29 protein-coding genes are annotated in these 25,933 nt (G+C 47.6%); 12 read left to right on the top strand and 17 right to left on the bottom strand.

The features are described 5' to 3' along the window. Nucleotides 1–70 precede the first annotated feature (70 nt). From QUA97_RS10000 to QUA97_RS09985, 4 genes are all read right to left on the bottom strand, one after another. Nucleotides 71–775, bottom strand: coding sequence for a helix-hairpin-helix domain-containing protein (locus tag QUA97_RS10000; protein WP_194067674.1), 705 nt, complete (start codon nt 773–775; stop codon nt 71–73). 214 nt (nt 776–989) lie between these two features. Beyond that, nucleotides 990–1,337 (bottom strand): NINE protein, encoded by a 348-nt coding sequence (locus QUA97_RS09995; RefSeq protein WP_194009086.1) that lies wholly within the window; start codon nt 1,335–1,337, stop codon nt 990–992. Nucleotides 1,338–1,404: 67 nt separating this feature from the next. Continuing rightward, entirely contained in the window at nt 1,405–1,617 is a 213-nt protein-coding gene (locus QUA97_RS09990) for a hypothetical protein (RefSeq protein ID WP_194009087.1), read from the bottom strand. Nucleotides 1,618–1,803: 186 nt separating this feature from the next. Further along, nucleotides 1,804–3,396 carry a CPBP family intramembrane glutamic endopeptidase gene (locus QUA97_RS09985; RefSeq protein WP_194067673.1) on the bottom strand — a complete coding sequence of 531 codons (1,593 nt, stop codon included), beginning with the start codon at nt 3,394–3,396 and terminating at the stop codon, nt 1,804–1,806. A gap of 293 nt (nt 3,397–3,689) precedes the next feature. Between QUA97_RS09985 and QUA97_RS09980 the strand changes: the two genes are divergently transcribed. From QUA97_RS09980 to QUA97_RS09965, 4 genes are all read left to right on the top strand, one after another. Then, nucleotides 3,690–3,821, top strand: a complete 132-nt coding sequence (locus QUA97_RS09980) for a hypothetical protein (protein WP_333194520.1) — start codon at nt 3,690–3,692, stop codon at nt 3,819–3,821. A 33-nt stretch (nt 3,822–3,854) separates the two neighbouring features. Next, complete coding sequence (locus QUA97_RS09975; RefSeq protein ID WP_333194519.1) at nt 3,855–5,216, top strand: histidine phosphatase family protein; 1,362 nt, start codon at nt 3,855–3,857, stop codon at nt 5,214–5,216. 256 nt (nt 5,217–5,472) lie between these two features. Then, on the top strand, nt 5,473–6,789 hold the full coding sequence (locus tag QUA97_RS09970) for a dihydroorotase (protein ID WP_333194518.1): 1,317 nt from the start codon (nt 5,473–5,475) through the stop codon (nt 6,787–6,789). 125 nt (nt 6,790–6,914) lie between these two features. After that, complete coding sequence (locus tag QUA97_RS09965) at nt 6,915–7,670, top strand: 4'-phosphopantetheinyl transferase family protein (RefSeq protein WP_194067670.1); 756 nt, start codon at nt 6,915–6,917, stop codon at nt 7,668–7,670. A 553-nt stretch (nt 7,671–8,223) separates the two neighbouring features. Here QUA97_RS09965 and QUA97_RS09960 read toward each other — a convergent pair. From QUA97_RS09960 to QUA97_RS09950, 3 genes are all read right to left on the bottom strand, one after another. After that, nucleotides 8,224–8,355 carry a hypothetical protein gene (locus QUA97_RS09960; protein ID WP_333194517.1) on the bottom strand — a complete coding sequence of 44 codons (132 nt, stop codon included), beginning with the start codon at nt 8,353–8,355 and terminating at the stop codon, nt 8,224–8,226. Between the two features lie 63 nt (nt 8,356–8,418). Continuing rightward, on the bottom strand, nt 8,419–9,162 hold the full coding sequence (locus tag QUA97_RS09955) for a winged helix-turn-helix domain-containing protein (RefSeq protein WP_194067669.1): 744 nt from the start codon (nt 9,160–9,162) through the stop codon (nt 8,419–8,421). Between the two features lie 139 nt (nt 9,163–9,301). Further along, on the bottom strand, nt 9,302–9,451 hold the full coding sequence (locus tag QUA97_RS09950; RefSeq protein ID WP_194009093.1) for a hypothetical protein: 150 nt from the start codon (nt 9,449–9,451) through the stop codon (nt 9,302–9,304). Between the two features lie 262 nt (nt 9,452–9,713). On the opposite strand from QUA97_RS09950, the gene QUA97_RS09945 reads away from it, so the two are divergent. Then, complete coding sequence (locus tag QUA97_RS09945) at nt 9,714–10,460, top strand: creatininase family protein (protein ID WP_194067668.1); 747 nt, start codon at nt 9,714–9,716, stop codon at nt 10,458–10,460. A 195-nt stretch (nt 10,461–10,655) separates the two neighbouring features. Here QUA97_RS09945 and rpsF read toward each other — a convergent pair whose 3' ends face one another. Continuing rightward, the gene (gene rpsF / locus QUA97_RS09940; RefSeq protein ID WP_194067667.1) at nt 10,656–10,991 is read right to left on the bottom strand and encodes a 30S ribosomal protein S6; all 336 of its coding nucleotides are present in this window, start codon (nt 10,989–10,991) and stop codon (nt 10,656–10,658) included. Between the two features lie 66 nt (nt 10,992–11,057). Between rpsF and QUA97_RS09935 the strand changes: the two genes are divergently transcribed. The 3 genes from QUA97_RS09935 to QUA97_RS09925 all read left to right on the top strand — a co-directional run bounded on the left by QUA97_RS09935 (nt 11,058) and on the right by QUA97_RS09925 (nt 12,755). Beyond that, entirely contained in the window at nt 11,058–11,924 is an 867-nt protein-coding gene (locus QUA97_RS09935; protein ID WP_194067666.1) for a carbohydrate ABC transporter permease, read from the top strand. A gap of 276 nt (nt 11,925–12,200) precedes the next feature. Beyond that, the gene (locus QUA97_RS09930; RefSeq protein ID WP_333194516.1) at nt 12,201–12,362 is read left to right on the top strand and encodes a hypothetical protein; all 162 of its coding nucleotides are present in this window, start codon (nt 12,201–12,203) and stop codon (nt 12,360–12,362) included. A gap of 129 nt (nt 12,363–12,491) precedes the next feature. Next, nucleotides 12,492–12,755, top strand: a complete 264-nt coding sequence (locus QUA97_RS09925; RefSeq protein WP_194067664.1) for a hypothetical protein — start codon at nt 12,492–12,494, stop codon at nt 12,753–12,755. A gap of 54 nt (nt 12,756–12,809) precedes the next feature. Here QUA97_RS09925 and QUA97_RS09920 read toward each other — a convergent pair whose 3' ends face one another. Continuing rightward, nucleotides 12,810–15,362 (bottom strand): HD family phosphohydrolase, encoded by a 2,553-nt coding sequence (locus QUA97_RS09920; RefSeq protein WP_194067663.1) that lies wholly within the window; start codon nt 15,360–15,362, stop codon nt 12,810–12,812. Between the two features lie 62 nt (nt 15,363–15,424). On the opposite strand from QUA97_RS09920, the gene QUA97_RS09915 reads away from it, so the two are divergent. Then, nucleotides 15,425–15,604: a hypothetical protein gene (locus QUA97_RS09915; RefSeq protein WP_194067662.1), complete on the top strand. Its 180-nt coding sequence runs from the start codon at nt 15,425–15,427 to the stop codon at nt 15,602–15,604. Between the two features lie 197 nt (nt 15,605–15,801). On the opposite strand, the gene QUA97_RS09910 is transcribed toward QUA97_RS09915, so the two are convergent. The 5 genes from QUA97_RS09910 to QUA97_RS09890 form a co-directional block, all read right to left on the bottom strand. Next, nucleotides 15,802–16,947, bottom strand: a complete 1,146-nt coding sequence (locus QUA97_RS09910; protein WP_333194515.1) for an ADP-ribosylglycohydrolase family protein — start codon at nt 16,945–16,947, stop codon at nt 15,802–15,804. A gap of 608 nt (nt 16,948–17,555) precedes the next feature. Next, nucleotides 17,556–17,996 carry a type II 3-dehydroquinate dehydratase gene (gene aroQ, locus QUA97_RS09905; protein ID WP_228049995.1) on the bottom strand — a complete coding sequence of 147 codons (441 nt, stop codon included), beginning with the start codon at nt 17,994–17,996 and terminating at the stop codon, nt 17,556–17,558. An 81-nt stretch (nt 17,997–18,077) separates the two neighbouring features. After that, a complete protein-coding gene (locus QUA97_RS09900) occupies nt 18,078–18,215 on the bottom strand; it encodes a hypothetical protein (RefSeq protein WP_194009100.1) in 138 nt (45 codons plus the stop codon). A 301-nt stretch (nt 18,216–18,516) separates the two neighbouring features. Continuing rightward, complete coding sequence (locus tag QUA97_RS09895; protein WP_194067660.1) at nt 18,517–19,773, bottom strand: competence/damage-inducible protein A; 1,257 nt, start codon at nt 19,771–19,773, stop codon at nt 18,517–18,519. Nucleotides 19,774–19,932: 159 nt separating this feature from the next. Beyond that, a complete protein-coding gene (locus QUA97_RS09890) occupies nt 19,933–20,988 on the bottom strand; it encodes a glycosyltransferase family 4 protein (RefSeq protein WP_333087431.1) in 1,056 nt (351 codons plus the stop codon). A gap of 450 nt (nt 20,989–21,438) precedes the next feature. Between QUA97_RS09890 and QUA97_RS09885 the strand changes: the two genes are divergently transcribed. Beyond that, nucleotides 21,439–21,723 carry a hypothetical protein gene (locus QUA97_RS09885; protein ID WP_333194514.1) on the top strand — a complete coding sequence of 95 codons (285 nt, stop codon included), beginning with the start codon at nt 21,439–21,441 and terminating at the stop codon, nt 21,721–21,723. Here the strand turns inward: QUA97_RS09885 and glyA are convergent. Then, on the bottom strand, nt 21,720–23,003 hold the full coding sequence (glyA, locus tag QUA97_RS09880; protein ID WP_333194513.1) for a serine hydroxymethyltransferase: 1,284 nt from the start codon (nt 23,001–23,003) through the stop codon (nt 21,720–21,722). The two genes, QUA97_RS09885 and glyA, sit on opposite strands and share 4 nt — an antisense overlap. Before the next feature lie 167 nt (nt 23,004–23,170). Between glyA and QUA97_RS09875 the strand changes: the two genes are divergently transcribed. Both QUA97_RS09875 and QUA97_RS09870 read left to right on the top strand, forming a co-directional pair. Then, nucleotides 23,171–23,368 (top strand): hypothetical protein, encoded by a 198-nt coding sequence (locus tag QUA97_RS09875; protein WP_106149203.1) that lies wholly within the window; start codon nt 23,171–23,173, stop codon nt 23,366–23,368. A gap of 230 nt (nt 23,369–23,598) precedes the next feature. Beyond that, on the top strand, nt 23,599–24,072 hold the full coding sequence (locus QUA97_RS09870; protein ID WP_194067657.1) for a Tic20 family protein: 474 nt from the start codon (nt 23,599–23,601) through the stop codon (nt 24,070–24,072). 211 nt (nt 24,073–24,283) lie between these two features. On the opposite strand, the gene QUA97_RS09865 is transcribed toward QUA97_RS09870, so the two are convergent. Together QUA97_RS09865 and QUA97_RS09860 are read right to left on the bottom strand one after the other, a co-directional pair. Further along, nucleotides 24,284–25,060 (bottom strand): fumarylacetoacetate hydrolase family protein, encoded by a 777-nt coding sequence (locus QUA97_RS09865; protein WP_333116663.1) that lies wholly within the window; start codon nt 25,058–25,060, stop codon nt 24,284–24,286. Nucleotides 25,061–25,283: 223 nt separating this feature from the next. Continuing rightward, nucleotides 25,284–25,880: a 5-formyltetrahydrofolate cyclo-ligase gene (locus QUA97_RS09860; RefSeq protein ID WP_194067655.1), complete on the bottom strand. Its 597-nt coding sequence runs from the start codon at nt 25,878–25,880 to the stop codon at nt 25,284–25,286. Between the last annotated feature and the right edge of the window lie 53 nt (nt 25,881–25,933).

The raw sequence follows: 25,933 nt of genomic DNA, 5'->3' as shown, positions 1-25,933 counted from the left end.
GGTAGGCTTCTAGCCCTTCCTCACAATAAAAATTAAATCCACAACAGCTTAACAACTACCAATTAACAAATCAACAAATATGGCGGTAGGAATCAAAAGGCAGTCCCGTGCGCCGCTTGACATCAACAACTGATTTGTATGCACCTTTGATCTGCCTTTCTCTAACTATTGTTTCAGCCACAACCCGATCTAAACCGCTCTGAATTAACTCTTCCGGCGACAGAATATTTAACCGTTTCCAACTAAATTGTGATTCTTTTTGATAATTGTAGCTGAAGCAAATCATCGGAGCGATGCGTCTGACGTGACTTTCTGGAACTCCGGCGATTTCCGATAACTCTTCGGCGTGGGTAAAAATGTAGCCTTCGTTTTGCAAAGATTCAATATCGTTAGCGTAGACGATCGGCAAACCCAATATTCTGACCAAATCATCTTTGGTACACTCATTAATATCTATTTTGCCGCGCTCTTTTGCCAGTTCTTGGGCATTTGTCGCAGTTGCAGGAACGAGTAAGCCTTTGGGTGCGGTTTTGATAAGATAGCGCTTTTTCAAGGCAAAAGCAGTGACAATTTGAGCTATCCAAACCAGCGTCCCCAAATTAGTTGAAGAAGATACCGCTAGTGCTGCTAAAGTAATGCCAACACCCCATCCCATCCAACTGCGAATATTTGTTTTTTGCCCTGCATAGGCGATCGCCAATCCGCCGAAGTAGGGAATAAAAGAATACCACACCCAGTTGGGAGTTTGACGCAGCCAGTATAAATTTTGAGACACTTTAGTTTTATCCTCGATCTATTTTATATTTGACTATTGTTTAAATCCCACCTTTTTCATACAGTCATAGCTGAGCTGAGAGGGCGGGTTTTGCCATTTATTTAGTCATTTGTATCATAAATTTTCTTCTAAGCCCGCCCCTACAAAACGCTAATGACTAATGACTAATGACTAATGACTAATGACTACTGACTACTGACTACTGACTTCTTAATTACAATTCTCGGAGCAGTTTTTGGCGTTTTTCTTCATATTCTTCGGCAGTAATTGCGCCCATATCGTAAAGTCCTTTCAATTCGGCGATCGCCCCTGTCACATCTTTTGCCCCTCTGAGCATATACCCAGAAGGCAACGATCCGTGATTGTACTGTACCTGAAAAGCTTGTTCCGACATCAGCAGCAAGCCGAGAAAATCAAAAAATGCGATCAGTGAGGGAATTAACGTCCAGGAAAAAAGCAAATATAATAGCCCTGCTACGTTATTTCCCAAATAAAATTTGTGTCCTCCGAAACCTCCAATAAAAAAAGCTAACACAACTGCTACGGTTTTATCTTTTACCATTTTCCCTTTCCCCAGTTTTTTTACTTTAACTTGTGCGATCGAGCTAAGCAGTATTACTAATTTTTACTCATTTATTAGGGTTTTTGCGAAACTTAGACATGGCAAAATACAGCAGAACTATACCGGCTTGAGCTTGTAGAATGACCAAGTAGCCTCTCATGAAATAATTTAGTTCGCTGCCTGAATTGAGAGAAAATATTAAAATGCCTAGAGCTGCGTAGGGTGCGAAACGCATCCAATTCGGTGCTCCCTCTAACTTGCGGCTGTTGAAATTGCTCATTCGTGCGATCCATCTACAAAAACCGGACAAGATGTTACTTCTATGTTAAAACAAGTTTTTCCGTTTAGCTTCCCAATTTGGGACTAGATTGAAGATCGCGGGCTGGTGGCGCACCTGCTTTTTTGGCAGTTTCTCAAACCTGCGAAAAAAGCAAGGTGAATTCACAATTATTAACAACCGCGCGACTTAACTCGCGCCGCCGCCCAAAAGAAACAGGCTCAGGAGAGTTCCGCTGTTCCAAAGACTGTGGAGAAGCATGGGAGCGAGGAGATTGCGCGATCGCGTGTACACAAAGCCCAACACCGCACCCAAAGTCGCCAAGGGCAGAATCTCAGAGACACTCAAGTGAGCCACAGCAAACAAGAAAGCCGAAGCTGCGATCGCCCCCCAAACAGGCAAATAGCGAGTCAGAGAAGGCAGCAGAAAGCCTCGAAACACGATTTCCTCAAAAACCGGAGCGGCGATCGCAGCAGTGCCGAAAAACACCGCCAGAGCCACGTTGTCCCTACCTTCAAGGACGATCGGCAAAATCGGATTGCTGCCACCTTGTCCCTGCCATAATTGCTGATTGATCAGCGACACCACAACTACCAAAGGCAAAGCCACAAAATAGCCGCCCAACCCCCACAAAAACCAATTGTCCCGCCAATTAAGCCGAAACCAACCATCAGGCAAAGGCAAAAAAGACTTAATTGAAAAATACAGTACCGAAAGCCCGCCAGCCGACAGCAACAAATAAGTAGCAAAGATATAAAAAGCCTTTTCGCGCGGGTCAAAAGTAGCCGGATTCAGCTTAAGAACAGCCAGAGAAACTGGCAATAACAAATAGGGAATCAAGATTTGCCCGACAAAGAAAAAGCCGACTACAAGCACCTGCCAAACAATCTCGCCATCCCAAGGCACATCCCAAGCCAAACTCCCATTTCGCGCCAACAGCGGCCCGGAATCTGCCTTATCTAACTGCCGCCGCTGCAACAGCCACTGTACAGTCAAACCAACCAGCAAAACCGTACCGATGCAAAGCGCGATCGCCGGAATGCCTACAATAAGTGCCAATTTTTCTATAGCTTTTTCAGCCGTTGCTTGCTCCGTAGCTTGCAGGGCTGCTAGTTCCTTAGAACGTTCTTGCAGCTTGTAAAGTTGAGCGAGAGCGCGATAGCGAAACCAACCCTCCAAAGACTTTTGAATGCGCGGCTCGGCATCCGGCAGCAGTTGAGCCGGATCGCTCCAAATTCCAGTTAAAACTCTAGCAGTTGCTACCGAAGAATCGCCATCGCTTTCAGTTTTGTACCGCTCCAATAAATTTTGCCAAGTTTGGATTGCCGCCTCAGTTTTGTCATTGCTTGCCTGCAAAATTCCGACGCGCAAGTCAATTTCGTTTTGCAGCGCTAACTGTTGCTCGATCGACTCTGACAAAACCTTTGTTTGAGCCAAATTCTGAGTATTATTATCAGGTTTAGCTGCGATGGCAGACTGAATATCTTTAATTTGCGATCGAGTTGTTGTGATAGCTTTTCGAGTCGAATCTCGCGCTTCTCGATACTGCGTCAAAGCCGTATTTAAAGGCTCTGTACCGACAATATTGTTGCGTGCCGAAGTTAAATTAGCATCGCCACCGTTTTGTGGTTGCCACTCCGAGGCGTGAAGCAGCAAATTTGTCTGGTAGAGTTCCAGCCGGCTTTGAATTTGCGGCTGGTTCCAACTACCAACTAAAGATAAACCGACTAGGGCGATCGCGATCGCCGTTAAAATACTTAAAATTATCCGCTTCAGTGTCATTCCTGCTTTTCCGTCCCGCGCAAATCCGTGGCTAAGTCTTGTCCGTCTTTAATCATATGTCGGGAGCATCTAAGTTTGGCATTTATACTGCTGTCCCCAAAGAACGAGTTGTACAATACGCGAGCTCTTGAGGTGTTCGCACGCTTAGTCAAAAAATGCGGCGCTGCAAAACCCAGATGCTCCCCATATGTCGTTCCAGTCGAGAGTAGCCCCACAACTGGTAAAATTTCACTGGCCGATCTTTTTGACTCGGCTCAACAGGACTTGCGCCACAAATCTTCGACTCGCCGTTTATGCGTAAGGTATACACCGAAAGCGCGCGCGACGCACCGAAAGCGCGCGCGAGAGGATTAGTGTACTGTGCAGCGATGTGTGGCGCACAAGGTGCGCCACAAGCAGCCGACGAAGACTCGACAGCAACGTAAATCGTAAATCTAAAATCTAAAATCTAAAATCGAATGACTCGCATTATCTTAGTCCGTCACGGCAAAAGCACCTACAATCTAGAGCGCCGCATCCAAGGCCGCCTCGACAAATCAGTTTTGACAGAAGCAGGGCGCAGCGGCGCGATTCAAGTAGGCGACATACTCAGCACCATCGCCTTCGATGCTGCGTATACAAGTCCCCTGAAGCGAGCCCAAGAAACAGCCGAAATCATCCTGTCGCGCTTGACAAATCCGCCACAACTGCAACCAACCGATAAATTGATGGAAATCGATTTACCTCTGTGGGAAGGAATGTTGCGTCAAGATGCGATCGACCAATTCCCCGACGCCTATCAGCAATGGCAAAAACAGCCAGACAAATTTTCCATGAAACTACCTTCAGCCGAAGGAGAAGTCGAACACTTTCCAGTATTGGCAATATTTGCTAACGCCCGCAATTTTTGGAAAGAGCTTTTTTCTCGGCACCCTGAAGGCACAATTTTAGTAGTAGGTCACAACGGAATCAACCGCGCGCTCATCGCTACAGCCTCGGAAATTTCTCCGAATTACTATCAATCTATTCAGCAGTCAAATTGCGGGATTAGCGTCATCAATTTTGGGCCTTCTCCTGTAGGTGGTGATGAAAAAAAAGAGCAAAATAAGAAAATTGCCGTTCAATTAGAATCGCTGAATTTAACCGCCCATACCGGAGAAAAATTCCCGAAACCGAGGGACGGACACAGCGGCCCGCGCTTGTTGCTGGTGCGTCACGGCGAAACAGATTGGAATAAAGCAGGTAAATTTCAAGGACAAATAGACGTACCTCTCAACGATAACGGTCGCGAACAAGCTCGGCAAGCCGCAGAATTTCTCAAAGATGTAAAATTAGATTTTGCGATTAGCAGTTCCATGCTGCGACCGAAAGAAACTGCGGAAATTATTCTCAAACATCACGGCGGTTTGCAACTACAACTCCGCGACGAATTGAGAGAAATTAGTCACGGACTTTGGGAAGGAAAGTTTGAATCAGAAATAGAACAATCCTATCCGGGTTTGCTGGATGAATGGAAAACATCTCCAGAAAACGTACAAATGCCCGAAGGAGAAAATTTGGAGGAAGTTTGGACAAGGGCGATCGCAGCTTGGCAAGAAATTGTACGATCGGTTTCTGGTACAGGAATTGTAGTTGCTCACGATGCCGTCAACAAAGCCCTTCTGTGCCACCTGTTCAATTTGCAACCCGAACATTTTTGGCAATTCAAACAAGGAAATGGGGCCGTTAGCGTCATCGATTATCCCCACGGCCCCGACGGTTTGCCAGTATTGCAGGCGATGAACATCACAACTCATTTAAGCGGCGGCATTTTTGACAAAACAGCAGCCGGAGCACTGTAATTTGTAAGGCGATCGGCAAAGTGTAGCAGAGAAAATCCCCTCTGCTACAATTCCCCCGCCTAACAAATGTCCGAACCCCGATCACAACCACCAAGCATTCTGAATAATTGAAACCCTTGCTTTTATTACTTATTCCTTCTTACCTCTTCCTTCGTGTACTTAGCGCCTTCGCGGTTCGTACTTCCCTCTTCCCGACCTCCGTTACATCCGTTAAATCCCGTACATTGCTCGTTCCCGAACTTCCTTCTGCTACTATATGAGTCGCGAACTGCTACAAAATGTAAGAGTGTTAGATCCAGTTTCAAAGCTCGATCGCATCGCTGATATTCTAATTAAAGAAAATCAGATCGAAACAATCGAAGAAAAAATTACCGAGATTCCCGCCGACACCGAAGTACGAGATTCTCAGGGACTAATTTTAGGGCCGGGATTGGTCGATATCTACAGTCACAGCGGAGAACCGGGTTTTGAAGAACGGGAAACCCTGGAATCCTTGATGCAGGCGGCGGCGGCTGGCGGTTTTACGCGGGTGGCTATTTTGCCCGATACGTCGCCGCCTGCGGATAACTTGGCCGGTTTAGCTTTGTTGCAGCAACATATCCGCAATTTGTCGCCGGGGCTGCCCCGCTTGTATTTTTGGGGCGCGCTGACAGCGGGCGTTAAAGGGCAGCAGATGGCTGAGTTGGGCGAGCTGGCCTCCTCTGCGGTGGTGGGGTTTGCCGACGGTTTACCGCTTAGCAATCCGGCTCTGGTGAGGCGTTTGCTTGAATATATCCAGCCTTTGGGCAAGTCGGTGGCTTTGTGGCCGTGCGATCGAACTTTGGCAGGAAATGGCGCGGCGAGGGAGGGTGCGGTGTCGGTGCGTTTGGGTTTGCCGGGAATTCCTGCGACTGCGGAAACATCGGCTTTGGCGGCCATCCTGGAGTTGGTGGCATCGGCGGGCACGAAAGTGCACATCATGCGCGTTTCTACGGCGCGCAGCGTGGAATTGATTCGGGATGCTAAGGCGCGGGGTTTGCCGGTGACTGCGAGTGTGACTTGGATGCACTTGCTGTTGAATGTTGGGGCAATTTCAGGTAACGCCAAAGATTCTGGAGGCGGGAAAAATGCTCTGACTGCTTCGTTTGCTTACGATCCAAATTTACATCTAGAACCGCCGCTGGGCAATCTGGGCGACCAATTGGCGCTGATTCAAGCTGTGAAAGATGGGGTGATTGATGCGATCGCGATCGACCACAACGCGCATACCTATGAGGAGAAAACTGTGGCTTTTGCTGATAGTCCGCCTGGGGCGATCGGCTTAGAATTAGCCTTGCCTTTGCTCTGGCACGGACTGGTAGAAACCGGCAAAATTTCGGCCTTACAACTGTGGCGAGTGTTGAGCCCAGGCCCCGCCGTTTGTCTCGGACAAACGCCCCCCACGGCTGCACCGGGAGTCTCTGCTGAGCTGATTTTGTTTGACCCGCTAATGACTTGGACGGTTGAGGCGCACAGTCTGAAGTCGCGATCGGCAAATACGCCTTGGTTGGGACAAAAATTAGCAGGTAAGGTTGTGCAAACTTGGATTAATTGACCGTTGGAATTAGGATTTATTTAACGAACCGCGAAGGCGCAAAGGGCGCTAAGGAAGAGAAAGAAGATCGAGAATAGGAGCGGTAATTTGGTAACTGGAAGCTTTGGATAAGGCATGGTAAATATATGGTTGCTTTCGTTCCTTCGTGGAATTCCCCACCGCAAAACCTGAAATTAGACATCAACGAAATTCATGTTTGGCGCGTCTTCTTGGCTCAAACAGAAAATTGTTTGCAGAGTTTACAACAAACTCTTTCAACCGATGAACAGACAAAAGCAGAGCGTTTTCATTTTCCCAAAGATCGAGATCAATTTATTGTAAGTCGCGGTGCGCTGAGAGCGATTTTGAGTCGCTACCTGCACATAAACCCCACCCTTCTATGCTTTGAATACAATCCCTACGGCAAACCATCTCTCACCATCGCCCAAGGTGGAAATACCCTGCGTTTTAATTTGTCTCACACTAGGGGAATAGCTCTAATTGCTATAACCAAAAATCGAGAAATTGGTGTGGATATTGAAGCCATAAATCCCAAAACTTCTTGTTTAGAAATTGCTGAAAGATTTTTTTCACCATTAGAACAATTAGCACTCAGTTCGCTGCCAGAATATCTCCAGACGAAAGCTTTTTTCACCTGTTGGACTCGCAAAGAAGCTTATATCAAGGCAGTAGGCAAAGGACTTTCTCTTCCTTTAAATGAGTTTGATGTCACCCTCGCACCTGGAGAACCAGCAGCGCTGTTAAATGTCAAAGCAAACCCCGATGAAGCATCAAAATGGTCTTTAATTGAATTAATTTCCAATTCAGATATGGTTGCGGCTGTTGCAGTTGCAGGGGATTGCCACCAACTTGATTGTTGGCAGTGGACGGCAGAGTGTTGAGTTATGGTTCGTATTATTGTCCAAGACAATTTGGGCTTCGACTCAACAGAGAACACTTCAAGAAAAAATGCAAGTCTAGACAATATTCCGACCCATACAAAGTATAAAATACAGCGTACTCCAGGTTTATGAAGTGCACACTCTCCTAGCCGGGTTTCTTTAGAGTTCTCGCCTATAAACAGATTCTGTTCTGTGAAACCCGGTTTCTCGCTCTCTACATCTACATGGAATATGCTCTATAATAGCAAATCAGGGTTTTGGAGATTCTTTATGAACCAGTCGGTGCAGGCCGACTTTGTTTGACTTTCTGCCGGTTTCAACCGCCGAATCGTGATCGTCCTGTATTCACATCTCTCTTTTCTTCCTGTGTCTTCTCTGCGCCCTAGCGCCGGTTCAATCATTCTGATACAACCGGAAAGGATATGACAAATTTTTGTTCGCAAGAATTGAGTGCAAACTACCTGCTGTTGCACTTGAGAAAAGTAGGAATTCTCGACGCTTGACAGTCACAGCTTAAGCAAAGGTTGACGACTGAGCATCCGCAGGATCGAAACTAAATTGATGGTAATTGTTCTTGAATCTTGGGGCGAAAAATGTTTGTTTTTTTCCTTCCGGGTTCAGCCCGATCGCGGGAAAGTGGATCGCACGCCAAACTTGCGTACCGTACAGGTACAAATAAGGACACAACTATGTTGTGTCCTTACGTGATATTGGCTGCAACTTGCAACCGTACAGCAGATTTAAAAGTTTAACCAAATCGATAGCCGAATCCCCGTACCGTAATGATATATTCCGGTTGACTGGGATCGATTTCCAACTTTTCGCGCAGCCAGCGGATGTGAACGTCAACTGTTTTGCTGTCTCCGATAAAATCTTGACCCCAAATTTTTTCCAACAACCGATCGCGAGACCAAACTCGCCGGGGATTACTCATAAATAGTTCCAGTAAGCGAAACTGTTTAGGAGAAAATTTTACTTCTATGCCGCGAACCAATACGCGGCACTCTTCGGGATACAAAGTTATGCTCTTATATTGCAGCATCACCGGTTGCGACAACTGACCGACGAGGCGCTGGCGACGCATCAGCGCCCGACAGCGAGCGATAAATTCCCGCATCCCAAAAGGCTTGGTTAGATAATCGTCCGAGCCGGCTTCTAGATAAAAAGCGCAATTGTTCGCACTTCCTCTAGCGCCGATAATTAAAATAGGAACTGGATTGCCTTGGTGCCGTAACATTCGACACAGATCCAAACCGTTAATTGAATCCATAATTAACAGGTTAAAGGCAAATTCACCGTGGTATGACGAGGAAGCCTGCACAGTAGGCAGAGCGTTACGCCCGTCGCTAGTAACCACCACCTCATAGCCCTGTTCTTTAAGGGCTAAAGCTAGCATTTCCCGCAACAGGTCTTCACCTTCCAATAACAAGATGCGGCCGGCTTGTCCAACAGCCAACCTTGAAGGACTTTCGCTTAATTCAGCAGAAGACATAAATATCAGTGGGAGTTATGTTTGTATGTGGCTAGCGTGAGGTGCCTTCTTCAGTAGCTGAGGCCTCTCGCGCTGCGATCGCCTATACGACCGCCATTTGTTCGTTAGCGAAGCCCTCGAAGAGGATCGCTTGTAATCCTTAGCCAGCCCATCCCACAGACACGCGCTCGACTATTTCTACTTGCTCGTGCAAAAAGTACAGCCGTAGAGCAGTTGCGATAGCTGCGCTGTTTGCCTGCGTCCAGGCATCAGAAGCCCGGTCATTTTTAGGGGTTGGTGTTAATTTCATAAAACATTGCCCGCCGTTAATTGACCGGGTAACACCCAATCTATAGGGAGATGCTTGTTATACTACTCTTAAAAGGTTATTAAAAGGTAAAGTTTTGGTAATTAATTGGTTAAATTATTAAAGTTAAGTAATATAACTGTAAAGTTGCGATCGGACTGTAGAGCTGTGTTTAAGAATACAATCATAAGTTGCCCCAAAGTTCTTTTTCTGCGCTTGCCGGCTAGGATCGAGTTTGTAAGTAAAAATCTGTAAACTGCCTATAATGTTGCTGCATTTGAGTACCTGGCCGGAGGTAGAAGCTTATCTAGAAAGTTCCCGCGGCATAATTATCCCGATTGGCTCCACGGAACAGCACGGGCCCACCGGCTTAATCGGAACTGACGCCATTGCTGCTGGTGCGATCGCCCTTGGTGTCGGCGAAGCTGCCCATGCCTTAATCGGCCCGACAATTAATGTAGGGATGGCCTTGCACCACACCAGCTTTCCCGGCAGCATCAGCCTCCGACCGCAGACCCTGATTCTCGTAATCAGAGATCATATCACATCTTTAGCAAAAGCGGGATTTGAGAAATATTTCTTCATCAACGGTCACGGCGGCAACATTGCCACGATGAAAGCAGCATTTTCCGAGACTTACGCGCATTTGTCGGACTTGAATTTACCAAATGCCGATCGCATCCAGTGTCAAATCGGCAACTGGTTCATGTGCGGTTCAGTCTACAAACTCGCCAAAGAATTGTACGGAAACCAAGAAGGTTCCCACGCCACCCCCAGCGAAATCGCCTTAACCCAGTACCTTTATCCAGAAGCAATCAAGCAAGCACCGCTTTCGGAACAAGCTGCATCCGGGTACAAAATTTACAGTGCTGCTAACTTCCGACGGCGATATCCCGACGGCAGAATGGGTTCAAATCCGGCCCTAGCAACCCCAGAACACGGCCAGCAGTTTTACGAGTTAGCAGTCAAAGAACTGACTAATAATTATTTGGAATTTTTGAACACCGATTAGCGTTTTTGCTGCTCGTTATATCAATTCCGGTTGCATCGGAATTAATACTACCTCAGATCGGGACACGGCAGTGCCGAGTCCCTACAATTAATCTGGCGCGCAAGAAACGGCACTGCCGTGTCCTCTATATCATTCCGGCGCAGCCGGAATTGATATAACCAGGTTCTTTCTTGGTAACGAGTCAAAAAACTCGTTTTATGCTGCGGCTTCCGCTTCCGCTTCCGCTTCCGGTGCATCTGGGACATCTTGCTTGATCGTCAAATAGCGAATCACTTCTTCGCTCAGACGCATCGCGCGTTCCATAGGAAAAATTGCAGCGCCCGGAGCTGTATAGTTCATTTGAACGTATACTCCGTCCCGGTGCTTGCCGATTTCGTAAGCCAAACGGCGCTTGCCGCGGTGCTGAGTTTCGATATTTTCAGCACCTTGATCGCGCAAAATAGTTTGATATTTCGCGATCGCCGCGTCAGTCATTTCCTCACCCAAATCAGGGCGCAGAATGTACATTGTTTCGTAAATAAACGGTTTCATGGCAATAATCCCCTTATGGACAACAAGGCTTCTCACGAAGCAAGGACTTATTATCATATCCCAACAATGAACAATCTCAAAACTAAAAAATCAAATTCCCCAAACAGAACTCCCTCGCGGTGGAGCACACTGTGGACGTACAGTATCATGGGGGCGATCGCACTTTTAATGCTCTTCCCCCTGCTGTGGCTGCTGAGTACCTCCCTCAAATCCCCAACCGAAAACATCTTTCAATATCCCCCGCAACTGTGGCCACAACAGCCAACCCTCGAAAACTTCATCAAAGTCTGGCAAACCAACCCCTTCGGCCGCTACCTGTTCAACAGCACCCTAATTGCCGGCCTCACAGTCAGCATCAACGTCCTGTTTTGCGCCCTCGCCGCATACCCCTTAGCCAGACTCAACTTTCGCGGCCGCGAAGCCATCTTAATTACGATCGTATCCACCATCATGATACCCTTCCAAATAGTCATGATTCCGCTGTACATATTGACAGTACAACTCGGATTAAAAAACAGCTATTTAGGCGTAATATTTCCCGGACTAGCCTCAGCCTTCGGCATATTTTTATTGCGGCAAGCATTCCTAGCAGTTCCCAAAGAATTAGAAGAAGCCGCCCGCATCGACGGCTGCACTGAATTAGGCATTTGGTGGCACGTCATGATTCCGGCAATTAAGCCAGCTTTAGTCACTTTAGGAATTTTTGTATTTATCGGTTCGTGGAGCGATTTTCTGTGGCCGCTGCTAGTTTTAGACAGACCCGAATATTACACGTTACCTTTAGGAGTTGCTAATTTAGCCGGGACATTTTCCTTAGATTGGCGTTTGGTAGCGGCGGGTTCAATTATTTCCATTGTTCCAGTTTTAGGACTGTTTTTGGTCTTGCAAAAATACATTGTACCGACAGAAGCCGCCGCCGGAGTCAAAGGATAGATTGAGGGCATCGGGCATCGGGCATTGGGCGGAGCGAAGCGGAGGGATGGGGCATGGGCATTGGCCCGCGCAGGTCATTGGGCGGAGCGAAGCGGAGGGATTGGGCGAGCGCGAAGCGGAGGGATGGGGTATTGGCCCGCGCAGGGCGGAGCGAAGCGGAGGGATGAGGCATTGGGCATCGTCAGTCTAAAATTCTTCCTTCTTCCTGATGACTAATGACTAGCCTTCGGCTTCGCTCTTCGACTAAAATAACTAATGACTAATAACTAATGACTAATGACTAATGACTTCTTCCTTCTGCAACACAACGGAAAAAATTTATTTTCTATGTACGAACTGCCCGAAATCCGCTGGATTGTTGACCGCGCTGCGATCGCAGATACGATCGTAGCATTTGCCAATGCGTTCGATACCAAAGACTGGCAAAAAGTGCGTTAGCGAAGCCCTCGAAGAGGATCGCATTTAGCCGACGAAATAGATATCGACTACTCGGAATTCAGGGGTGAACCTCCCAGACGAGTAACTGCAGAAGAATACATAAAACAGCGGGTAGAAGGTCTTGCGGGTTTGCGAACGCTACAGGTCAGCACAAATCACGAGGTAACTCTTAACAATAATACTGCCGAATGCAAGTCTGTCTATCAAATTTATCGACTTGACCAGACTCGCGAATCGGGACAGAATCGGTTGGATACAGCAGGAAACTATTTTCACTCCTTGATTCAAAAAACAGACAGACATTGGCTAATCACAGGAATCAAACAAACTGTGGTGATTGTCAGCGGCAATCCACAAGTTCACGGTGCCCTGCGCGGTACATCGCCATCATAAAATCTAATTTTCCACAGAAATTAGATCTGCTTTTTGGTGACTCAAAATTTCCCCTTACCTCGGAGTGAAAACCGCACTAGGATAAGCAATTCGCTTGTGATTGAACTGTTCCCAAACCCGCACAAAAATCTCCCCAATTAAAGACATATCTTCCCGCGTCAAACCAGAATCCAACAACTGATTGTCCTGCCAACGAGCGCGCAAAATCTTATTAACCATATTCAAAGCTTCCTCGTGAGTGGCATCCTTGAGCGATCGCAAAGCAGCCTCGCAAGAATCCGCCAGCATCAAAATCCCAGTTTCCCGCGACTGAGGAATCGGGCCTACATAGCGAAAATCCTTCTCCGTCACTTCCCGAATTGCGATGGCTAACTTAGAATTATCCGCATCTGCCAAAGCAATCTTTAAATCTTCTGGTTTTTGGGCAGCATTTTGCTTCGCTTGGTGATAGAAATAAGCAATCAACATCGTACCTTGGTGTTCGGGAATAAACGCCTGAATCGCCTTCGGCAATCGGTGCTTGCGCGCCATCAGCAACCCTTCGCTAACGTGCTTTTTAATAATTTCAGCGCTTTTCCAAGGGTCATTAATTTCATCGTGTTTGTTTCCCCCGCCCATTTGATTTTCGCAAAATCCGAGCGGATCGTGCATTTTTCCAATATCGTGGTATAATGTTCCAGTCCTGACCAGCTCAACATTGCAGCCGAGTTCCCGAGCCGCAGCCTCCGCCAAACTAGCCACAAACAGCGTGTGCTGAAAAGTCCCCGGAGCCTCGGCAGCCAACTTCTTTAACAGCGGGCGGTTGGGATTGGCAAGTTCCGCCAGCCGGATCGGGGTGATCAAGTCGAAAACGTGTTCTAAATAAGGGCTGATGCCGATCGCCACAACGCTCCAAGCCAAACCGGCCAAACTTTGGGCGCCCACCGTACCGAGAACGAGGTACCAAATCGCACCTGCAGCCGCACTGGCAATCAAAGTCCCCACCAGATAAACCGAGCCCTGAGTCAAGCCCACAGCCACGCCCAAGAGAGCCAACTCCTCGCGCGATCGCAGCCGCCCGGCCATAAAAGCGCCCAGCAATCCCCCCGCCGCGCTAGCCACCAAATGAATCAACTCCACATTTAAGCCAACGGGCAGCAGCGCCGACAGCAGCCCCACCACAGTCACTCCCACGGCCGAACCGTAGAAGCCACCGGCTAAAATGCCGATCGCGGGCAAACTCGTCCAAGGCAGCCCCAAACTCACCAGCACGGGCGCGCTCAAAGTCAGCAACAGCAACAGCAAATGATCTCTCCGCCGCAAGCGGTAGTGCCTTTCTACCAGCAGCACGATCGCAATTGCCCCCGACACTAAACACACAAACCCCGCCAGCCCCAGCCAATTCACCCCCCGCCGGCTCAAACCAAAATAGTCCAGCAACACGAAATCTTGCTGCGATATTTCTTTTCCTTCTGTAACAATAATATCGCCCTGCTTGACGGCGATCGTCACCGGTTTCACCTTTTGCGCCGCCAATTCAGCTAGCTGTTTGGTTGCTTCGGGATCTTTTACCAGATTTGGCTGCAAAATCGCACTTAAACCTTCAACTGCCAAAGCTTGCGACTCTAAAGGCACTTCATCTGCTATTTGCAGCTTCACAGCTTCTTTCAACATCTCTTTTGGCAACCCCGGCGGGATACCTTGAGCCAGCATTATTTTTGCCACTCGACTCATACCCGTTTGGGTTTTCTGCCAAGCTGCATCCGACAAATCGAACAACGAAGTATCGTAAATCTGTCGGAGTCCAGAAACCGAAGGTTTTTCCAGCGCATCCACAGCACTGACATAGTGGCTGCGAGCTGAGGAAATACTGTCTGTCAGGCTTTTGAACTCTGCTGCTGAGACCGATCGACTGTAAGCTTGCAGTTGAGTCAGAGCCTCCTGCTTAGACTGGCTATCTGTCGGCGCATCACTGGCGGGGGAATCCAAATTCAACTTCTCGGAAGTTGCGCCGCTAGAGTCTCCAGCCGCCGCCAAAATCGATCGCCACTCCCACTCAGGACAGCGCCTCAAATAAAGCTGAGTCGAATTTGAGAGCGCCGAGGTAGCGGCAAACGGAAACGAGCCTACCTCCCGCCGCAGTTCGCTTCCCTGTTGCCAAAATAGCTGCATTTCTTGCTCGATTTGTTGCTCCACGGCTGGATCGAGCATTAATATCGCTACAGCCCCGATCCGCGCCGATGAACGCTCTTCTTCAGTAGTTTTGCGATCGGGGATACTAGCACTAGCAGGAGCCTGAATCGTCTGAGGAGCTTTCGTCCCCACATCAAGTTTCGGCTGGTTGTAGAAGCGGTGGCCCAAAGTGCTGCTGAGGGAAACTACCGCTACGATCACCAACATCGGGGAACGAGCTTGATTTTTGATAGTTGATTTTGAGGTTTTACTTCTAAATTTAATAAAAGTTTCGGGCAGATCCAGTTTGTCGAGCGAAAAACGGCTTAACAGATGTTTGCCAGGGCGATCGGGCTCTGCTTTGCTGCCATTTTGCACTTTAGCAATCTGTTGGCGCAGTGAGCGCGCAGCCCCTAGCTGCTCAATCTGCCGCATCAATGAGGAGATCGTATTCATTATATGTCGAAGATATGTTCACTGTTATCCAGCAGCCTGGTCAGAAATTCTGACTGTGCATCTTGATTGAGTGTATCCGAATTACCGTACCTGAATATTTAACCGCGCCAGCTACTTTGCCTGAATGTCGCCAGCAGTTCGGTTTGCTAAGAAGCAGCCAACCAGCCAGCAGTGTCCTCAAGCTTCCGCTGCTTCTTTCGGGCCCTTATCTATCTCGAACCGTTCGCGGGCGCGAGGGCTAAAAACCCGATTTATCCGTAGATTCCTGCTTTTACAACCCAACATTTTCCTAGAAACCGGGTTTTGGGAGTCAAGATAGTCACATTTTATTTTTAAATTTTTAATTGCCGCTTTCCTTCCGCTTTCGCTTTTGACTGGTTAATTGCTCATTTCTCATTACTAATTTCTAGTTTACCCTCCCTTTTTCAAGCTCAAAACTTTATATTTTGCGAGGTCTAATCACATAAGGTGCAGCCACAGCGCGGGCTAGCGCTTCCGAATTCATGCCTGCTGAAGGGTTGTAAACTCCCGCCCACACCGCAAACAAATTATTTGCTAACTCCACAATTTTGGCATCGCTGCCGATTCCCCAGAGCGAGGGTTCTCCGCCTTCGGCGAACCGCCGCGATTCCACCGCAGCCGAAGATAATTGTCGCCATTCTACAGGAATCGCAGCAGCGCCGTTGTAAGCTCCAGACAAAGCTCCCGTCAAAGCGCAGGTGAGTTGTCCGGCTATCCCGCAGCGGGCTGCCCGCATCACTGACAAGCGCAAGTCTTCTGCAGTGTTCAAGAAGCAGTAGAAAGCTAGGGCGATGGGCAGCAAATTTCCCTGGTTGACAGTTGAGTTAGTTTGCGCTCTTTTGTCGCCATCGCCTTGTTTTTCTGGCAAAGCTGTGACGCTTTTGCACAGGTGGGTGGTTGCTGTTTCTAAATCGGCTTTCTGTTCTAGTAGTATTTGCACTTGTAGCAGTAGCTCTGTTAAGGCATTATCTGTGTTCAGGTAGGCAATTGTTTGATCGATCGCTGTCGAGGGATCGAGTCTTTGTTTGAGCGATCGGGCGATCGCATATCCGATAGCTAAAACGGCTGTTTGCAATTCTGACTTATTTTCGTTGGGAAAAACATCTGTCGCCAGCATGATTTTTTCTCGCAGCTTAGCTTTATTTTCGTGAAAAAACATCGCGCACGGGATCGCAGCAACAGCAGCTTCGCAAGGGTTAAGCACGCTTTGAAACTCGGTGCTTTCTGGAGGATAGATTTCCGACTTGACAAATCCTTCCCAAGTGTCGCCCCAATCTTTTAAATCTAAACCCATACACCGAATTAAACTTTGAGTCCACGCTACTGCAAGTCTCCCGCATTCGGATGAGTGCGTGCCAGTGAGGATTTTAGTGTTGGGAGAATTCAAAAATGTTTGCCCGTTCAGGGTCAATTGCTGGTGTTTCGTCAGTTGTAAAATCGGCTGCCAGCCTTCTGTTTTGGGGGAAATACCCACCAGTTGCCTCTGATATTGCAGGCCTGTAGAGTCTCCTAAAACTGCCCCCAGTATGGTTCCTTGAAACTTGCTCAACAGGGAATGGCGCATTTGAATTTAACTCAAGTTGTTAGTAATTGGGAATTGGGGAATTGGGAATTGGGGAATTGGGAATTGGGGAATTGGGAATGGTTATTTTTTTTCCTTATTAGCCCTCTATTTGTACTGCAATTAATTTCAAAAATCTTGTTTTTTTAACTCTTGTGGGGAGGGCTTTTTGCAGCGCCCAAAATTTTAAAATCAAATGCAGCAGTACAGTTTATCCCTTAGCAATTATATCGTTTCCGGTAGCATCATCAGGTGATTTAACCGGCGCTAGAACACAGAGTACACAGAGTCCGAGAATATATATCTGAATCATTCCGATGCTACCGGATTTGATATTACCCACAATTCTGGACGCACCATCATAAACCGTTTTTTTTACGAATCGATTATCATCACAAAAATGGTTTGTAGTGCGTCAGTCAGCGTCTGCATTCTAAGAGCCGACTCGCATTCCGCACTACGAACCGGGGTGCGGTGCGGAACAGGATGTTACCCATTAGCCATTAGCCATGACCCAATTCTTGTGGCTAATTTCAATTTTACATAAACATACAAGGGCTGGCCTTCCATCTAAAACCTGCCCTCATCCGATCGCGAAAATCGGTGAATTTTTAATTTTTAACCAAGTAACTAACCAGAGCCTGCAGCCCCAGCCGATAACTGTCTGAGCCAAAACCGCTGATTTGTCCGATCGCCACTGGTGCGATATACGAGTGGTGTCGAAAAGCTTCCCGCCGATAAATATTACTCAGATGAACTTCCACCACAGGAATATTCACAGCAGCGATCGCGTCTCTAATTGCCACACTCGTATGAGTATAAGCTCCAGGATTCATTAACAAGCCTTGGTGCTGCCCTAACATCGAGTGAATTGCATCCACCAAGACTCCTTCATGATTCGACTGCTGAATTGAGACTTTCACCTGGAGGGCTTGCGCTTCTCGTTCTAGCAACTCGTTGATATCATTTAAAGTCGCAGAACCATAAACTCCAGGTTCTCGTTGACCCAATAAATTCAAATTGGGGCCGTGAAGTACCAGGATCTTTAACAATTTTTTAAATTCCAGCGCCACAAAACTTTGAGTTTTGACTTGAATTCGATCGCCAACATCAAATCTCAAACCCCGTCTCAACTATCGACGATGCCTAGGTTGGTTAACTGGAATAGGAATCGGTTCCAATTCCGGTTGAGCTTCGGGACTCAGCAGTCCTTCTATCAACTTGCGAACCCATTTTTCAATTTGTTCCAGCACCTTTTCAATGTTTTCCATTGAACGGATAGCTCCTTTTTTTATAGTCTAGACTGCTAAACCGACGGCTAAATCTCTGAAACATAAGCAAGCACGGCTTTGAAACCAAAGGTCAAACTTGCTTTCTCGCTTGCTGGTTGTTTTTGAGCAAAGGAGAGAGTTCAGTATCTTTGCCAATCAGTCCTATCTTATTATCATAACGAATCTTTACAGATAAGCAAGAGGCAAAAGGAAGATTGCCAAATTATGTCGGAGTAGAGAGTGTTAAATAAAGCTTAAGCTTACAGTTGACTGTTGACAATTGACCAATCGTAGGATTTTTCTATGTTTTTACCAATAATAATTGACGCCGGAGCCGATCGAGCGCCGTACAGCTACTGAGATGCCGAATCCAATCGCGGCCTCGGCCATCGCCAAAGCGGTATTCAAAACTTTCTGTCACGCCGTCGGGGCCGGATAAACCGATATAAACCAGTCCCACAGGTTTAGCGTCTGTACCGCCTCCGGGCCCGGCGATGCCTGTAATGCTCAATCCCCAACTCGTATTGAGCCTCGCGCGCACTCCCGCCGCCATTTGTTTCGCTACTTGCTGGCTGACTGCGCCGAATTCGGCTAAATCTTGGGGATTAACACCTAATAATGATTCCTTAACCCGATTGTCATAAGAAATAATCCCGCCCCAAAAATAGCTCGAACTGCCGGGAACAGCAGTCAGCATCGCCCCTAACCCTCCTCCCGTGCAGGATTCAGCCACACTCAGAGTTTCCCCGGCCAACAGCAGCAATTTGCCTACTGTCGAAGGGAGGGTATCGGTATCGGCACCGTAACAGTCTAGGCCTGTAATCTGCTGCAATTGTTGTTCGATCGGCTCAATTAACTTTTTCGCAGCCACTTCCGAGTCAGCGCGGGCAGAAATCCGCAATTTGACTTGACCGTGATTGGCGTAGGGAGCGACAGTAGGATTAGTTAAATTCAGAAAAGATTCTACTTTTTCCGCCAGCGCCGACTCAGCAATTCCCCAAAATTTCAACGTGCGGCTGAAAATAGTTGCGCTGCACCAACCGCCATTTTTCAGGTAAGGAACGGCGGTTTCTCGCCACATCAAGTGCATTTCCGCCGGTACGCCGGGAAATGTCATCACTGTCACCTTGGGAATCGGCTGCCAAAGAATGCCCGGTGCCGAACCGCTGCGGTTCGGCAGAATGTCCGCCGTTTCTGGAATTAAAGCTTGTTTGCGGTTGCTCTTACTCATAGTGCGTCCGCGCAGGGCAAATTTTTGTTCGATATCGGCGATAATTTCCGGTTTTTCGATTAAGGGAACGCCAAAGAAATCGGCGATTGTTTCGACGGTGAGGTCGTCTGGTGTCGGGCCGAGGCCTCCTGTAAATAGTAAAAGTTGCGATCGGTTAACGGCGATTTCTAACACTTGTTTGATGCGTTCTGGATTGTCCCCCACAACTGTTTGATAGTAGTGAGGGATTCCTAGATTCGCTAATTCTTTGGCTAAAAACTGAGCGTTGCCATTAAGAATATCTCCTAAAAGCAATTCAGTGCCAACACAAATAATTTCAGCAACCATTCGATTTTAGATTTTAGATTTTTTACTGGTTATTGGTTATTGGTTATTGGTTAGTGGTTATTGATTATTGGTTATTGGTTATTGATTATTGGTTATCGATCACTAACAACTAACAACTAACAACTAACAACTAACAACTAACAACTAACTGTTAACAGACTATCGAGCGTGTCTCCAAACTTTCCAGCTAGCGTATCCCAGCAAACTTGTTGCACCCAGTGCGTAAATTACGCCGCTGGGTATCGAAAAAGCGAGGGCTAAACTTCCCACCCACAATGTTAGGGCGTAAATAAATAAAACCGCAAATCGATGGGATACTCCGGCTTCGAGAAGTCGGTGGTGGAGGTGGCGCTTGTCAGCAATAAACGGTGATTTGCCGTTGCGGAGCCGATCGAGAATAACCGCAGACATATCTAAAATCGGTACAGCTAAAATTAAATATGGCAGCAACACAGAGGTAATAGCCGTAGTTTTAACTAACCCAATTACTCCCACTCCCGCGAGAGTGAAACCGATAAAATAAGCGCCGCCATCTCCCATAAAGATTTGAGCCGGATTGAAGTTGTAGCGCAGAAATCCCAAAGTGCCGCCTGCTAACGCCGCTGCAATTAGGGCTGCTGCGGGTTGGTGCATTGACAGACTGACTATCAGCATGACAACTGCTGCAATACCTGAAACTCCGGCTGCTAAACCGTCCAAACCGTCAATCCAGTTGATGGCGTTGGCCATACCGACGAGCCAAATTACGGTAATTGGCAAGCTCAGCCAGCCAAGATCTGTCAGTCCCAAGGATGGAACTGTGAGAAACTCAATTTGTACGCCCGCGTACCAAGCGATGCTGGATACGCCAATTTGCATGAGCAAGCGTTTGATGGCTGAGAGCGAAAATAAATCGTCTGCTAAACCGATGAGGAAGAATCCGAGGCCGCCGAGGGTGACTCCCCAGATTTCATATTCGTCTTTGCGATCGAGAATTTGTCCGCTAGCATCGATGAAGCCTCCTGAGAGCCAGACAAATAACAGAGCAATCAGAGTGCCCATAAAGATGGACACTCCTCCCAAGCGCACCATCGGGCGCTTGTGGACTTTTCGCTCGCCTGGCCGATCGACTCGCCCGCTTTTGAGACCAATTTTTTTGACTATTGGCGTACTGTAGAGGACGACGATCGCAGAAACCAGAAAAGCAACTACGTGGTACAGATACTGGTGCGGCATCTGAAATCAATTTTAAATAGTGCGGGGCAATTAGGCTGTCAGGCAGAGTCTACTACATTTCAGATGGCTTATCAGAAAATTGGGTTGAAAACCCCGTCCTTTGAGGACGGCTTTTTCTCCGAAAGTGTGTAGTAAGAAATCCTCATGTATTTGGGTAAACATATCCATGTGCAAGCCTGTGGTATACTACACGGATCAGACAAGATTTAAAAACCTACCTCCGGACTGGGGGAAAGTCTACGCCCAAAACATTCACAGAGGAGACATGACTACGCACGTAAAGTGCAAATGTAGTCAGCGAAAGGAACCCTAGCAATAGGGATATTAAGACCGTAATGTCTTAAGAATCCTCGTACCTTAAGGCCGAGGAGTGTCAACACAAGGAAACATCTTTAGACCTCTCCATAAAAGCCTGTAAAGGGCAGGCAGGATGCCTACCCGACAAGAATTATGGGAGAGGTCTTTTGTAGGGCGACTGGGGGTTGGGAGCCGGAGAGTTGTGAGTTGCGATCGACGAATTGTGAGTTATTTCCCTCATCATTCGGGAATTCAGGGTGGGTTTATAAAGATATTTGGCTACCGACAAATATCTCTGGTGAAACCCGCCCCTACGGCAAATATATGCACGTTAAAACAGGGGGCGCGAATGGCAACTCTCAATCTTTCCCGGCTCTGTTACCCTTTTACCCGTACACTTCCAACTACAAATTTCCCATTGCCGATCAGGAAAATTAAGCTAATGCCGGCACTTTTAAGAACAAGTGCGGATATAACGGGAAGCGATCGCAAAGTGCAGCTACTCGCCGCAGGCAATCGGCTGTGACGCTTTCATCTTCAGGATTCAGCAGTCGATCGGCAATAATATTACCAATTTCGGTAAATTCAGTAGTTCCCATGCCCCTGGTTGTCATCGCCGGCGAACCGAGTCTCAAACCGCTGGTGACAAAAGGCGATGCCGGATCGAAAGGCACGGTATTTTTATTAGCAGTAATATTCACACCGCTAACTAATTGGTCGGCTCGCTTGCCTGTCATGTTTACCGATCGCAAATCTACTAGCATTAAGTGATTGTCTGTGCCGCCGGAAACGAGTTTTAAACCCCGCTGCTGCAACTGTGCAGCTAAAGCCCGCGCATTTTCTATTACTTGACCGGAATAAGTTTTAAATTCGGGTTTTAATGCTTCGCCAAAAGCTACTGCTTTGCCCGCAATTACGTGCTCTAAGGGGCCGCCTTGAGTGCCGGGAAACACTGCTTTGTCGAACTTTTTGCCTAGTTCGGGGTCATTGGTCAAAATCAAGCCGCCGCGCGGGCCGCGCAGGGTTTTGTGAGTAGTGGTGGTGACTGCGTGACAGTGGGCGAGGGGGCTTGGGTGGTGGCCTGTGGCGACTAACCCAGCGATGTGGGCGATGTCGGCGAGCAGGTAGGCTCCGATTTCGTCGGCGATCGCTCTAAACTTTTCAAAGTCGATAATTCGCGAATATGCTGAATAGCCGCAAATCAGCAATTTCGGTCGGTTTTGTTTCGCCAGTGCCAAAATTTCGTCGTAGTCAAGCTGTTCTGTTTCTGGGCTGACTCCGTAGTGAAAAGCTTTGAACCATTTGCCGGATACGTTGACGGGGGAACCGTGGGTCAGGTGTCCGCCGTGGGACAAATCCATGCCCATAATTCCGTCCCCAGGCTCTAGCAAGCTCAAAAACACTGCAAAGTTGGCTTGAGCGCCGGAGTGGGGCTGGACGTTAGCGTGGGCTGCTCCAAATAGCTGTTTGGCGCGATCGATCGCAATTTGCTCGATGCCGTCAATAAATTCGCAGCCGCCGTAGTAGCGCTTGGCTGGCAGTCCTTCAGCGTATTTATTGGTCAGCACGGAGCCTTGAGCTGCCATTACTGCGGCGGAGGTGAAGTTTTCGCTGGCGATCAGTTCTAGGTGGTCTCGCTGGCGCTGGAGTTCTTGCCCGATTAAATCGGCAATCTGCGGGTCGGTTTTGGAAAGCAAGTCTAAGTTAGTGTCGGTCACAATAATCAACCTCTTGACAATTTAGGATTGCGAATTGGGGATCTTTTACCCTACTACGGATTTCACATGATTTATCCAAATATTACATTGTGTTCAGCTTAAGCCGTTTGTCCCAAGTTCCTGACATACAATGAAATTACTGGTATGAAACCTGCCGGAGGTATCAAATGTTAGTTATTCTAATGGAAAATCAGATGCTTGCCCCTCAGTGTGTTTGCCAAGGTTGTGTGCTCGCCGATCGCACGGGCCAACCGCGCTGGAGCGGTGGAGAGCTTCGCTGCGGGCATCCAGTTGCTAAACCTACGGAAAATTTGCCCGATCGATACGAGTGTCTAATGGGCTTCGTCATTGCCAATATTAAATAATCATCGGCCCGCGCAGGGCCTAAAAGCATCGGCCCGCGCAGGGCCTAAAAGCATCGGCCCGCGCAGGGCATCGGGGATGGTGACTATTGAACCCGACTCGATCTAAATACCCCTGAATCTACTCGGCTCTAAGTGTGGGAAAATTCCGGGCGAGTCGGAACTGAGCCTGCTGCGTTATCCTGAGTTTAACGGGAATTGATAGTTTATCGATCGACTCAGGAGAGTTCATTATGACTTGGCGCGGATCTACGACTGTTCCAGACCGAATTTTTGCTTGTTTGCCTTATTTGCTGCCACTGATTGACGGGCTGGGGTTTGGCAGGTATCTGTTTGCACAGTTTCCTGTCCTCCAACTGTTTTTGATCCCGCTAACTCCGTTGCTTCAGATTTATAGGTTGCCCTTCGCTAGCTTGATTATTTTCTTTGCGCTGTATTTAGCAGTGGTGAGAAACGAAAACATCAGTCACTTCATTCGTTTTAATGCGATGCAGGCGATTCTTTTAGACATTGTTTTGATGCTCTGCGGTTTGATTTTGCCGATTTTTTCTAGAGGCTTGCAAGTCGCATTTATTGCGGAAACTCTGTTTAATATGGTGTTTTTGGGTGCTTTGGCTGCATTTGTCTATGCAGTCGTACAGTCGGCGTTGGGACGCTATGCAGAGATTCCTCCGCTTTCGGATGCTGTTTATATGCAGGTTCGTTAGTCAGTTGGCAGTTGGCAGTTGGCAGTTGGCAGTTGGCAAAAGTGCCGGTTCTCTTAGTTGTGAGTTGACAGGAAAGCAGTAGTTATTAGTTATTAGTTAACGGTTATTAGTTATTAGTTAACGGTTAACAGTCAACAGCTAACAGTCAACAATGACTACTGACTACTGACTACTGACTACTGACTACTGACTACTGACTGTTGACTAATGACTACTGACTACTGACTACTGTATTTTCAAGACTCCCAATACCTTCAATTTCGATGCGGACTCGATCGCCTATTTGTAGCGGCCCTACCCCTTGTGGCGTTCCTGTTAGTATCACATCGCCGGGAATCAAAGTCATTATTTGACTGATGTAGGAGACTAGAAAGTCTGGGGAAAATACCATGCGATCGATCGGGGATGACTGTATCGGCCGATCGCTATCATTGACAAAAGTCTGCAACTGTGCAGCCGGACTCAATTCGCGCACAATCCAAGGCCCCAAGGGACAAAATGTATCGAACCCTTTCGCCCTCGCCCACTGGTTGTCACGCTTTTGCAAATCTCGGGCTGTGACGTCGTTGGCAATTGTATAGCCCCAAATCTTGCCGTGTGCTTGTTCGGGAGTGCAGTTGCTACAATGTTCGCCAATTACCAAGGCCAATTCTCCTTCGTAGTCTACCCTTTCCGATTGCTGCGGATAGCGAATCGCTCCACCTGCGGGGATGATAGCGCTGGGCGGCTTAAAAAATAGCAGGGGCTCTTCGGGTACTGGAGTACCCATTTCGGCGGCGTGATCGACATAATTTTTGCCGACGGCTACAATTTTTGAGGGAGAGCAAGGGGCGAGAATTTGGTAAGTATCTGGTTGGAGTTCCAAATCTGTTGGTTGTCCTTTTAACCAGGGAGGTGCATCAAATACTTGAACGCTGTGGCTCAGTTGCAGCAAACCGTAATGGATGTGTCCTTGTGTTGTTTTAACTCGAACGTAGCGCTGGGCCATAGTATTTTAGATTTTAGATTTTGGATTTTAGATTAAACTATACTGAGAACTAAAGATGGCTCTAGGGATAATATCATGTCTTGTAAAATAACTGTTATAAGTTTGTATAAGTTTGTAGTGGGGACTGAAGTCCTCAGATTTTTATGAAGATTGAAGTCCGATGCTGCAAACCAATTTTGCTGCGATCGTTTGAGCCGACATCCTGCTAATTATTAAAAATTTATTACTCGATCGACCTTTGGGATTTTTGCTGTATCATTTTTAACCCGCTTTCAGTACAAATTCCGTGCAGCGCTTTGTCCCAGGAGTCAACGGGTAGCTGGGCTAGCAAGGCAAATTCAAAGATTGTGGCGATCGCCATTTTCGCTCGCCACTCTGGTAAAGTTAGCATTCGATCGTAATAGCCGCCGCCGTAACCCAAGCGATAGCCGCGAACATCGCAACCAACGGCGGGTACGAGGATTAAATCTACTTCTGAACAATCTATTTTAGGAGCATCAGGCAGTGGTTCGAGTATGCCATAAGCTCCACTATGTAAAGCATCTCCGGGCTGCCAGATGTGCCAGGATAGCTCTTTCCCGACACAGCGGGGAAATCCCCATTTGCGGGGAGTTGCAAACAAGGGACTTAAATCTGGTTCTTGGCGAAAACTGAAGTAGGCGAGGATTGTTTTTGCTTGGGCGAATAGGGGCGAGTTTTGCAGGTGATTGCAGAGGATTTCGCTCTTTTCTCTCCACTCTTGTGCTGATAGGGATTTGCGGGTGTTGAGGAGCGATTTTCTTAATTCAGTTTTAGTTAATGAAGGTTCAGGAGCGTTCATATTTCAGATTAAATCAGTTTAAAAGAATGCGAAAAAACCTAGGAAGACGGCTA

Source organism: Microcoleus sp. CZ3-B2 (genome assembly GCF_036705055.1).
In the GTDB taxonomy this organism is placed as follows: Bacteria; Cyanobacteriota; Cyanobacteriia; order Cyanobacteriales; family Microcoleaceae; genus Microcoleus.
Note: the sequence above shows the minus strand (reverse complement) of the source record. Positions and strands in the feature narration are given on the sequence as shown.

Bases quoted from the DNA above. Each gene is read 5' to 3' on its own strand.
- QUA97_RS09955 (WP_194067669.1), bottom strand. From the start codon at position 9,162: ATGTCTTCTGCTGAATTAAGCGAAAGTCCTTCAAGGTTGGCTGTTGGA.
- QUA97_RS09970 (WP_333194518.1), top strand. From the start codon at position 5,473: ATGAGTCGCGAACTGCTACAAAATGTAAGAGTGTTAGATCCAGTTTCA.
- QUA97_RS09950 (WP_194009093.1), bottom strand. From the start codon at position 9,451: ATGAAATTAACACCAACCCCTAAAAATGACCGGGCTTCTGATGCCTGG.
- QUA97_RS09985 (WP_194067673.1), bottom strand. From the start codon at position 3,396: ATGACACTGAAGCGGATAATTTTAAGTATTTTAACGGCGATCGCGATC.
- QUA97_RS09870 (WP_194067657.1), top strand. From the start codon at position 23,599: ATGACTTGGCGCGGATCTACGACTGTTCCAGACCGAATTTTTGCTTGT.
- QUA97_RS09995 (WP_194009086.1), bottom strand. From the start codon at position 1,337: ATGGTAAAAGATAAAACCGTAGCAGTTGTGTTAGCTTTTTTTATTGGA.
- QUA97_RS09900 (WP_194009100.1), bottom strand. From the start codon at position 18,215: ATGGAAAACATTGAAAAGGTGCTGGAACAAATTGAAAAATGGGTTCGC.
- QUA97_RS09935 (WP_194067666.1), top strand. From the start codon at position 11,058: ATGAACAATCTCAAAACTAAAAAATCAAATTCCCCAAACAGAACTCCC.
- rpsF (WP_194067667.1), bottom strand. From the start codon at position 10,991: ATGAAACCGTTTATTTACGAAACAATGTACATTCTGCGCCCTGATTTG.
- QUA97_RS09890 (WP_333087431.1), bottom strand. From the start codon at position 20,988: ATGCCGCACCAGTATCTGTACCACGTAGTTGCTTTTCTGGTTTCTGCG.
- QUA97_RS09885 (WP_333194514.1), top strand. From the start codon at position 21,439: ATGGGAGAGGTCTTTTGTAGGGCGACTGGGGGTTGGGAGCCGGAGAGT.
- QUA97_RS09865 (WP_333116663.1), bottom strand. From the start codon at position 25,060: ATGGCCCAGCGCTACGTTCGAGTTAAAACAACACAAGGACACATCCAT.
- QUA97_RS09945 (WP_194067668.1), top strand. From the start codon at position 9,714: ATGTTGCTGCATTTGAGTACCTGGCCGGAGGTAGAAGCTTATCTAGAA.
- QUA97_RS09895 (WP_194067660.1), bottom strand. From the start codon at position 19,773: ATGGTTGCTGAAATTATTTGTGTTGGCACTGAATTGCTTTTAGGAGAT.
- QUA97_RS09980 (WP_333194520.1), top strand. From the start codon at position 3,690: ATGCGTAAGGTATACACCGAAAGCGCGCGCGACGCACCGAAAGCGCGC.
- QUA97_RS09860 (WP_194067655.1), bottom strand. From the start codon at position 25,880: ATGAACGCTCCTGAACCTTCATTAACTAAAACTGAATTAAGAAAATCG.
- QUA97_RS09990 (WP_194009087.1), bottom strand. From the start codon at position 1,617: ATGAGCAATTTCAACAGCCGCAAGTTAGAGGGAGCACCGAATTGGATG.
- QUA97_RS09920 (WP_194067663.1), bottom strand. From the start codon at position 15,362: ATGAATACGATCTCCTCATTGATGCGGCAGATTGAGCAGCTAGGGGCT.
- QUA97_RS09910 (WP_333194515.1), bottom strand. From the start codon at position 16,947: ATGCGCCATTCCCTGTTGAGCAAGTTTCAAGGAACCATACTGGGGGCA.
- QUA97_RS09875 (WP_106149203.1), top strand. From the start codon at position 23,171: ATGTTAGTTATTCTAATGGAAAATCAGATGCTTGCCCCTCAGTGTGTT.
- QUA97_RS09975 (WP_333194519.1), top strand. From the start codon at position 3,855: ATGACTCGCATTATCTTAGTCCGTCACGGCAAAAGCACCTACAATCTA.
- QUA97_RS09965 (WP_194067670.1), top strand. From the start codon at position 6,915: ATGGTTGCTTTCGTTCCTTCGTGGAATTCCCCACCGCAAAACCTGAAA.
- QUA97_RS09930 (WP_333194516.1), top strand. From the start codon at position 12,201: ATGACTAATGACTTCTTCCTTCTGCAACACAACGGAAAAAATTTATTT.